Source organism: Hansschlegelia quercus (assembly GCF_004310425.1).
Classification (GTDB): Bacteria; Pseudomonadota; Alphaproteobacteria; order Rhizobiales; family Methylopilaceae; genus Methylopila; species Methylopila quercus.
Genome location: NZ_SIUB01000012.1, coordinates 70,343 through 79,480, shown reverse-complemented (window position 1 = coordinate 79,480; position 9,138 = coordinate 70,343). Strand labels below are relative to the sequence as shown.

The window sequence follows — 9,138 nt, the reverse complement described above, 5'->3', positions numbered from 1 at the left end:
GCCTGCTCGGAATGGAACGTCCCGTTCTTGCCCGTAAAACCCTGGCAGATCACCCGCGTGCTGGAATCGATCAGGATGGACATGGCTCAGGCCCCCTTCTTCACGGCCGCGACGATCTTCTGCGCCGCGTCGTCGAGATCGTCGGCCGGAAGCACGTCGAGCCCGCTTTCGTTGATGATGCGCTTGCCTTCCTCGACATTGGTGCCCTCGAGGCGCACCACCAAAGGAACCTGAAGGCCGACCGCCTTGACCGCCGCGATCACGCCGTTCGCGATCACGTCGCACTTCATGATGCCGCCGAAGATGTTGACGAGGATGCCCTTCACGTTCGGATCGGCGGTGATGATCTTGAAGGCCGCCGTCACCTTCTCCTCGGTGGCGCCGCCGCCGACGTCGAGGAAGTTCGCGGGTTCTTCGCCGTAGAGCTTGATGATGTCGAGCGTCGCCATCGCGAGGCCGGCGCCGTTGACCATGCAACCGATCGTGCCGTCGAGCGCGATGTAGGCGAGGTCGTATTTCGACGCCTCGATCTCCTTGTCGTCCTCTTCCGAGAGATCGCGGAGCTCGGCGAGCTGCGGGTGACGGTAGAGCGCGTTGCTGTCGAACGAGATCTTGGCGTCGAGGCAGCGCAGCTTGTCGTCCTTGGTGACGATCAGCGGGTTGATCTCGAGCATCTCCATGTCGGAGCCGACAAACGCCGCGTAGAGCGAGCCGACCAGCTTCTCGGCCTGCTTGGCGAGATCGCCCTTGAGGCCGAGCGCCTTCGCGACGGCGCGTCCGTGATGCGGCATGACGCCGGTCGCGGGATCGACGGTCAGCGTGACGATCTTCTCAGGCGTCGCGTGCGCGACCTCCTCGATATCCATGCCGCCTTCGGTCGAGACCACGAAGGCGATGTGGCCGGAGGCGCGATCGACAAGCGCGGAGAGGTAGAACTCCTTCGCGATCTCGGAGCCTTCCTCGACATAGAGGCGGTTGACCTGCTTGCCGGCCGGACCGGTCTGCTTGGTGACGAGCGTCGCGCCGAGCATCTCGTTGACGTATTTCTTCACGTCGTCGACCGAGCGGGCGAGGCGCACGCCGCCCATCTCGCCGGCGCTCGCTTCCTTGAACTTGCCCTTGCCGCGACCGCCGGCATGGATCTGCGACTTCACGACCCAGACCGGGCCGCCCAGCGCGTTCGCGGCGTTTTCAGTGTCGTCCGCCGTGAAGATGGGGAACCCGTTCGGCACCGGCGCGCCATATTCGCGGAGGATGCCCTTGGCCTGGTATTCGTGAATATTCATGGACGCTCGTTTCCCCTGTAAAGCCGGAAGCGGCACAGGTTTAACCCGCGCGCGGTCCGACGTCATGACCTTATCCGGCTGCGGCGCCTGCGGCTTAAGTCGCGCCCCCCTGCCCTCGGCCGACAAAAAACCCCTCGTCCCGACGGCGGGAGCGCCGTCCGACCTCTCCCGGCGGCTTCGAGCGGGCGCCCGGCTCGACGACTGGGAGGGCGAAGACGGGTGAACCCGCATCGCCGGGAGAGGCCGCCGCGTGACGCGGCGGACGAGGGGAAGCTCTGAAATCTCTCTGGCTCCGATCGGGAGCCTTCCCGCCGCCCGCGCGCGGCTTTCGCGGCGCAGGCGGCGGGGCGCAGTCTCGACGTCTCCTCCGTGAGCGCGCTATCCGTGCCGTGCGAACCCGTGGAACGCTCAGACGCCGCTCGCTCTTATGACTGGCATTTGGCATGCCAGAACTACTTGATGTCAAGCGCGGACTGAAGAGATCACCGCACGACTTGTGCTGCAGCGCAGCAAGTCTCGCTGAAGTCTTGGAGAAAGCTTCGAGGCTTAGATCGAAAAAGCCCCCGGCGATCGCTCGCCGGGGGCTTTTCCTCACTACCGTCCGGGCGCCGGGAGCGCCCGACCCGGTCTCCGCTCAGACCGTCGCGACGTGTCCCACCGGGGTCGTCGGCTCGTTGAGCTGCGCCTTGGCGACCACGTTGCGGCGCCAGGGCTTGAGCACGAAGATCGCGAGCAGCGACGCCGCGATGTTGGCGCCGGCGGCGATCAGGAACACGCCGTCCCACACGCCCTGCGCCTGCTGCAGGTAGTTCGCGAACGGCACCAGCAGCGCCGCAGTGCCCTTGGCGGTGTAGAGCATACCCGCATTGGTCGCCGCGAACTTGGAGCCGAACGTGTCGGTGCAGGTCGCCGGGAACAGCGAGTAGATCTCGCCCCAGGCGAAGAACACCAGGCCGGTCAGGACCACGAACATCACGGGGTCATGGCCGTAGAGGTACAGCAGGTAGATGCCGATGCCTTCGAAGCCGAACGCGATGAACATGGTGTTCTCGCGACCGATCTTGTCGGAGATCCAGCCGAAGAAGGGTCGCGTGAGGCCGTTCAGGATGCGGTCGATCGTGGCGGCGAAGGTGACCGTCGTCATCGTCAGCCCGGCGAGCGTCACGTCGATCTTGTCGATGTGCAGGTCGGCGGCGATCGGCTTGAGGTTCGCGGTCACCATCAGACCGCCGGCGCCCACCGCCACGAACATCAGGTACATCAGCCAGAAGATCGGCTGCTTGAGCACCTGGCCAGGGCTGTAGTTGCGACGGGTCTGGGTGAGCGCGGCGTTAACGACGGGCGCAGGCGTCTGCCCCGCCCGCGGAGCGACGAGGAACAGGGCGCCGATCATGATGACGACGGCCTGCCCGATGCCGAAGTTGATGAACGCCGACTGGAAGCCGGAATTGGCGATCATCGACTGGATCGGCGCCACGGTCAGAGCCGCGCCGGCGCCGAAGCCGGCGGCGGTGATGCCGGCCGCAAGACCGCGCTTGTCCGGGAACCACTTGAGCGCATTGCCGACGCAAGTGCCGTAGACCGCGCCGGCGCCAATGCCGGCGACGATCTGGCCGAGGTAGAACTGGTTGAGCGACGCGGCGTAGCCGTTGATCACCCAACCGATTCCGCAAAGCAGGCCGCCGAACACGACGACGGAGCGCGGACCGTACTTGTCGACGAACCAGCCCTCGATCGGGACGAGCCAGGTCTCAAACAGCACGAACAGCGTAAACGCCCACTGGATCGCGGCGCGATCCCAGCCGAACGTCTTCTGGATGTCGGGGACGAAGAAGGTCCAACCATATTGCAGGTTGGCGATCATAACCATGCACAGCACGCCAAGGGCGAGCTGCATCCAGCGATAAGCGTCGCTGACGCGTGGGGCCGATCCCTCGGCCGAAAGCGATGTGTCCATTTCCTACCCCTTTGGCGCGTTGTTCGCCCGGCGGTTCAATGCCGCCGTTGCGAACAAGTCTGGTATGCCTGATGCCACTTGGGCAAGCGCGAAACTGCGCCCGAGGTGCTTTGATACCCCCGAAAGGGCTAGCAAATAGGCTGATAGCATTGACGTTACTTGACAAAAAAAGTTGCGGATACTGATACGATAATCGCAATGCGACCCGTCGCCACGGCCTCTGAGCCGGCTTATCCGGCATCCGGCGCCGAAATGTGAGGGACGTCGCGGCGGTCTCCCGCCTGGCGGTGTTACTGGCTGGAAGAGCCTGACTCTTACGGAAATGAGGGCTGTGCAACAGCCGCCTGGCAACCGCCGGCCATTTGTCGTCCCGCGGCGGTCGCGGATCTCGTCGAGTTCGACTTGGCCAGAACATGTCCGGTGACCAAACAATATCTTGGCCCAAAGTCTAATATGCCGGTTCTGGCATGCCAGACCTTTGCACCGCTTGCCGTTTCCCTCGCAAGTCCTGATTCCAAGGGCAGCCCGTCCTTCAACATTGCTTAAACTGGCCGTCAGGCTCGTTGACGTCTGGTGTCTGGCATGCCAGAGATCAACGATCGTCAGCCCATGAGGCGAAGGCGCAATGAGCGGCCTTGAAGCGCACTGGACAGGAACGGCGGATCGCGGGCGCGCAAACGTCCCGCAAACCGCTTTGTTCAGCGTAAGGACCGCATCAGCGATGCGGCGCGGAACAGGCGCCGGACAAAACAACGACGGCCCGCCAAGCGGCCGGGCGCTCATAAGAAACACCGAGGAGACGACCCATGACCGCGACAGCGTTGAAGGCGCAATCCGACGCCGTTGAGACGACGCTCGTTCAGCTTGACGATCAGCAGACCGCCGACGTCCACGTCGAGCCCGACCTGACGGACGGCTTTCATCTCGTCATCGACGCGCTGAAGCTGAACGGCATCGAGACGATCTATGGCGTGCCGGGCATTCCGATCACCGATCTCGGCCGGCTCGCGCAGGCCGCCGGCATCCGCGTCATCTCGTTCCGCCACGAGCAGAACGCCGGCAACGCCGCGGCGATCGCGGGCTTCCTCACCAAGAAGCCGGGCGTGTGCCTCACCGTCTCAGCGCCGGGCTTCCTGAACGGCCTGACCGCGCTCGCCAACGCCACCACCAACTGCTTCCCGATGATCCTGATCTCCGGCTCCTCCGAGCGCGAGATCGTCGACCTGCAGCAGGGCGACTATGAGGAGATGGACCAGCTCGCGATCGCCAAGCCGCTCTGCAAGGCGGCGTTCCGCGTGCTGCACGCGGCCGATATCGGCATCGCCGTCGCCCGCGCGATCCGCGCCGCGGTCTCCGGCCGTCCCGGCGGCGTTTATCTCGACCTGCCCGCGAAGCTGTTCAGCCAAGTGATGGACGCCGAGCTGGGCGAGAAGTCGCTGGTCAAGGTGATCGATCCGGCCCCGGCGCAGCTCCCCGCCCCGTCCGCCGTCAAGCGCGCGCTCGACGTGCTGAAGAGCGCCAAGCGTCCGCTGATCATCCTCGGCAAGGGCGCGGCATACGCCCAGGCCGACGACGCGATCCGTCAGCTCGTCGAGAAGAGCGGCATTCCTTACATCCCGATGAGCATGGCCAAAGGCCTGCTGCCCGACACGCACCCGCTCTCGGCCGGCGCCGCGCGCTCGACCGTGCTCAAGGATTCCGACGTCGTGCTGCTCGTCGGCGCGCGCCTGAACTGGCTGCTCAGCCACGGTAAGGGCAAGCAGTGGGGCGAGCCGTTCACCAAGAAGTTCATCCAGATCGACATCGAGCCCCGCGAGATGGACTCGAACGTCGAGATCGTCGCTCCGCTGGTCGGCGACATCGGCTCCGTCGTCGAGGCGCTGCTGGCGAGCATGGACGGCTCCTGGCAGGCGCCGCCCGCCGAGTGGACCAACGCCATCATGGCCAAGAAGGACGCCAACATCGCGAAGATGGCGTCCAAGCTCGGCAAGAACTCCTCGCCGATGGACTTCCACAGCGCGCTCGGCGCTCTGCGCACGGTCATCAAGGAGCGTCCCGACGCGATCCTCGTGAACGAGGGCGCCAATACGCTCGACCTCGCCCGCGGGGTGATCGACATGTACCAGCCGCGCAAGCGTCTGGACGTGGGCACCTGGGGCGTGATGGGCATCGGCATGGGCTTCGCGGTCGCCGCAGCGATCGAGACCGGCAAGCCGGTGCTGGCTGTCGAGGGCGACAGCGCGTTCGGCTTCTCCGGCATGGAGGTCGAGACGATCTGCCGGTACAATCTCCCGGTTTGCATCGTCGTGTTCAACAACAACGGCATCTACCGCGGCACCGACGTGAACCCGACGGGGCACTCCGACGTGGCGCCGACGGTCTTCGTCGCCGACGCGCGCTACGACAAGATGATGGAGGCCTTTGGCGGCGCAGGCGTCAACGTCACGACGCCGGACGAGCTGAAGCGCGCGGTGGACGAGGCGATGGACTCCGGCCGGCCAACGCTGATCAACGCCGTCATCGACCCGGCAGCGGGCTCGGAGAGCGGCAACATCGGCAGCCTGAACCCGCAGAGCGTGGTCAAGCGCAAGAAGTGACGCGACGCTTCGGCTGACGCTCCGACGGTCGAACATCGTCGGAGACGATTGACGGAAAAAGCGGCGGCGGGTCGAAGGGCCCGCCGCCGTAAGCGTCTGTATACAGTATGCCAGTTGCCAATTGACGAGGCGGCAAGAGCGCCGTCAATTGGCGCGATGTGACAGTGCCCGGGTTTCGCGCAGCGCGCGGCGGACCCAAAGGCGAAGGGGATAGACGATCATGGAAAAGGCTCTCGAGGGCGTGCGCATCCTGGACTTCACGCATGTCCAGTCCGGCCCAACCTGCACCCAGCTCCTCGCCTGGTTCGGCGCGGACGTCATCAAGGTGGAGCGCCCCGGCGCCGGCGACGCGACGCGCCAGCAGCTGCAGGACATCCCCGACGTGGACAGCCTCTATTTCACGATGCTGAACCACAACAAGCGCTCGATCACGATCGACACCAAGAACCCCAAGGGCAAGGAAGTGCTCTGGCGGCTGGTGAAGGAGTGCGACGTGCTCGTCGAGAACTTCGCGCCGGGCGCGCTCGACCGCATGGGCTTCTCCTGGGAGAAGCTGCAGGAGGCCAACCCCCAGTTGATCGTGGCGTCCGTGAAGGGCTTCGGCCCCGGCCGCTACCAGGACTGCAAGGTCTATGAGAACGTCGCCCAATGCGCCGGCGGCTCGGCCTCGACGACTGGCTTCCGCGACGACATCCCGATGGTCACCGGCGCTCAGATCGGCGACAGCGGCACGGGCCTTCACCTCGCGCTCGGCATCGTTACCGCGCTCTATCACCGCACGCATTCGGGCACGGGCCAGCGCGTCGACTGCGCTATGCAGGACAGCGTGCTCAACCTCTGCCGCGTGAAGCTGCGCGACCAGCAGCGCCTGGAGCGTGGACCTTTGCGCGAATACAGCCAGTTCGGCGAGGACATCCCGTTCGGCGACAGCGTGCCGCGCGCCGGCAACGACTCGGGAGGGGGCCAGCCCGGCCGCATCCTGAAGTGCAAGGGCTGGGAGCATGATCCCAACGCCTACATCTACTTCATCACCCAGGCCGCGGTTTGGGAGCCGATCTGCGACATCATCGGCGAGCCCGATTGGAAGACGGACCCCGCTTACGCTTCGCCGAAGGGCCGTCTGCCGCACCTGAACGAGATCTTCACGCGCATCGAGGCGTGGACCATGAAGCACGACAAGTTCGAGGCCATGGACATCCTCAACAAGTACGACATCCCCTGCGGTCCGATCCTCTCCATGAAGGAGATCGCCGCAGACGAGTCGCTGCGCGCGAACGGCACCGTGGTCGAAGTCGACCACCCGACCCGCGGCAAATATCTGACGGTCGGCAGCCCCATCAAGCTATCTGGCAGCCCGATCGAGGTGACGCGCTCTCCGCTGCTGGGCGAACACACCGAGGAAATCCTGCGTCAGGTCCTCGGCTTCTCCGAGAACGAAGTGGCCGAGATCGAGGGCTCCGGCGCCGTGGGCCAGGTGACGAAGCTCGCGGCTGAGTGACGCTACGCACGTAACTTGAAGCCCCGCCGCTCGCCAGCGGCGGGGCTTTTTGTTTATCGTCGTGCGGAGCCCGCCTGCGTGCTTTGAGACGCTTGCTCCGCAGGCTCCTCGAGCCATGAGGGCCGTTGGAGCTTCCAACCTCCTCATGCTGAGCAGCCCGCCGCCGGCAGGCGTCTCGAAGCACGCACAGCATCTTGAGCGGCGTTCTTCGAAAGGATTCTCACGCATGCGCATCGTTGTTCACGGCCAGCAGGCCTTCGGCAAGGCCGTCCTCGAAGCGTTGCTCACGCGCGGCGAGGAGGTCGTCGCGGTCTATGTCGCGCCGGAAAAGGAGGGGCAGAAGCCCGATCCGCTAAAGGAGGCCGCGCTCGCGGCCGGCCTCGAGGTGCGCCAGCCCTCCTCCTACAAGGACGAAGCGGTCGCGGAAGACTTCCGCGCGCTGAAGCCCGACCTCCAGGTCATGGCCTTCGTCACGCTGTTTGTGCCCTCAGCCTTCCTGAACATCCCGACCCACGGCTCGATCCAGTACCACCCCTCGTTGCTGCCGGCCTATCGCGGCGCGAGCGCGATCAACTGGCCGATCATCAAGGGCGAGACGAAGACCGGCCTGTCGATCTTCTGGCCCGATGACGGCCTCGACACCGGCGACGTGCTTCTTCAGAAGACCACGCCCATCGGCCCCAAGGACACGTTGGGAGCGGTGTATTTCGACCGCCTGTTCCCGATGGGCGTCGAGGCCATGCTGGAGGCTGTCGACCTCGTAAAGGCCGGCAAGGCCCCACGCATCAAGCAGGATGAGGCGCTTGCGACCTATGAGGGCCTGTGCCGCGCGGCGAACGCCCAGATCGACTGGGGCAAGCCCTGGGAGCAGATCGACCGGCTGATCCGGGGCTGCAACCCCTCCCCCGGCGCATGGACGACGCTCGACGGCAAGACGCTCAAGATCCTCGACGCGACGCCTCTCCCGGCCAAAAGCCCGAAGGACATCGGCGGCAAACTCGGCGAGATCGCTGGCGTAGAGGAGGACGGCTTCCTCGTGGTCTGCGCCGACGGCCGCTTCAAGGTCACTCGCGTGCAGCCGGAGGGCGAGGCGAAGGCGGCGGCCGCCGAATATGCTCAGGCGACAGGCCTCGCGAAGGGCGCTCGATTCGGCGTCTGAGGAGTTCACGCATGGCAACGTCCTCCCCGCCCCCGCCTGAAGGCCGCAGTAAGCGCGCGGCTTGGACCGGCCGGGCTCTCAGCGGCCTCGCGATCCTCTTCCTGCTCGCCGACGGGGCGATGAAGCTCGTTCCGCTCCAGCCGGTGACGGACACGATGCAGGGGCTGGGCTGGCCTACAGATGCATGGCTGCTGCGCACACTGGGCGTCATCCAGATCGTGGCGACGCTGATCTACGCTAATCCGCAATCCGCCGTCTTCGGCGCGATCCTGCTGACGGGTTACCTTGGCGGCGCGGTCGCGACCCACTTGCGGATCGGCAGTCCGCTCTTCAGCCACGTCCTGTTCGGCGTCTATGTCGGGATCATAGTCTGGGCCGGCCTTTGGGTCCGCAGCCCGGCGCTCCGCGACGTGCTCTACGGCAAGAGGTGAGGCGGCCCGGCTGTGCGTGCTTCGAGACGCCCGCGAAGATGCGGGCTCCTCAGCATGAAGAACCGGCGCCGCTTCCAAAGTTGAGACGTTCCTCATGCTGAGGAGCCGTCCGTCAGGACGGCGTCTCGAAGCCGCGAAGCGGCTCAGCTTCCGCCGCCAATCTTGACGCCGCCGCCATGCGCTGGCTTCAGTGCGGGCGAAAGCGAGCGA

Annotated in this window: 6 protein-coding genes; 4 read left to right on the top strand and 2 right to left on the bottom strand. The window is 65.5% G+C overall.

Translation table 11 applies throughout. The annotated features are described in order from the left end of the window. Nucleotides 1-86 precede the first annotated feature (86 nt). Together sucC and oxlT are read right to left on the bottom strand one after the other, a co-directional pair. Nucleotides 87-1,286, bottom strand: a complete 1,200-nt coding sequence (gene sucC, locus EYR15_RS16840; protein ID WP_131004739.1) for an ADP-forming succinate--CoA ligase subunit beta — start codon at nt 1,284-1,286, stop codon at nt 87-89. A 634-nt stretch (nt 1,287-1,920) separates the two neighbouring features. After that, nucleotides 1,921-3,243, bottom strand: a complete 1,323-nt coding sequence (gene oxlT, locus EYR15_RS16835; RefSeq protein ID WP_131004738.1) for an oxalate/formate MFS antiporter — start codon at nt 3,241-3,243, stop codon at nt 1,921-1,923. An 806-nt stretch (nt 3,244-4,049) separates the two neighbouring features. On the opposite strand from oxlT, the gene oxc reads away from it, so the two are divergent. From oxc to EYR15_RS16815, 4 genes are all read left to right on the top strand, one after another. Then, a complete protein-coding gene (oxc, locus tag EYR15_RS16830) occupies nt 4,050-5,840 on the top strand; it encodes an oxalyl-CoA decarboxylase (RefSeq protein ID WP_131004737.1) in 1,791 nt (596 codons plus the stop codon). A 220-nt stretch (nt 5,841-6,060) separates the two neighbouring features. Then, nucleotides 6,061-7,338: a formyl-CoA transferase gene (gene frc / locus EYR15_RS16825; RefSeq protein ID WP_131004736.1), complete on the top strand. Its 1,278-nt coding sequence runs from the start codon at nt 6,061-6,063 to the stop codon at nt 7,336-7,338. Nucleotides 7,339-7,564: 226 nt separating this feature from the next. Then, nucleotides 7,565-8,497 (top strand): methionyl-tRNA formyltransferase, encoded by a 933-nt coding sequence (locus EYR15_RS16820; RefSeq protein ID WP_131004735.1) that lies wholly within the window; start codon nt 7,565-7,567, stop codon nt 8,495-8,497. 11 nt (nt 8,498-8,508) lie between these two features. Further along, nucleotides 8,509-8,928, top strand: a complete 420-nt coding sequence (locus EYR15_RS16815) for a DoxX family protein (RefSeq protein ID WP_131004734.1) — start codon at nt 8,509-8,511, stop codon at nt 8,926-8,928. The last annotated feature ends 210 nt before the right edge of the window (nt 8,929-9,138 follow it).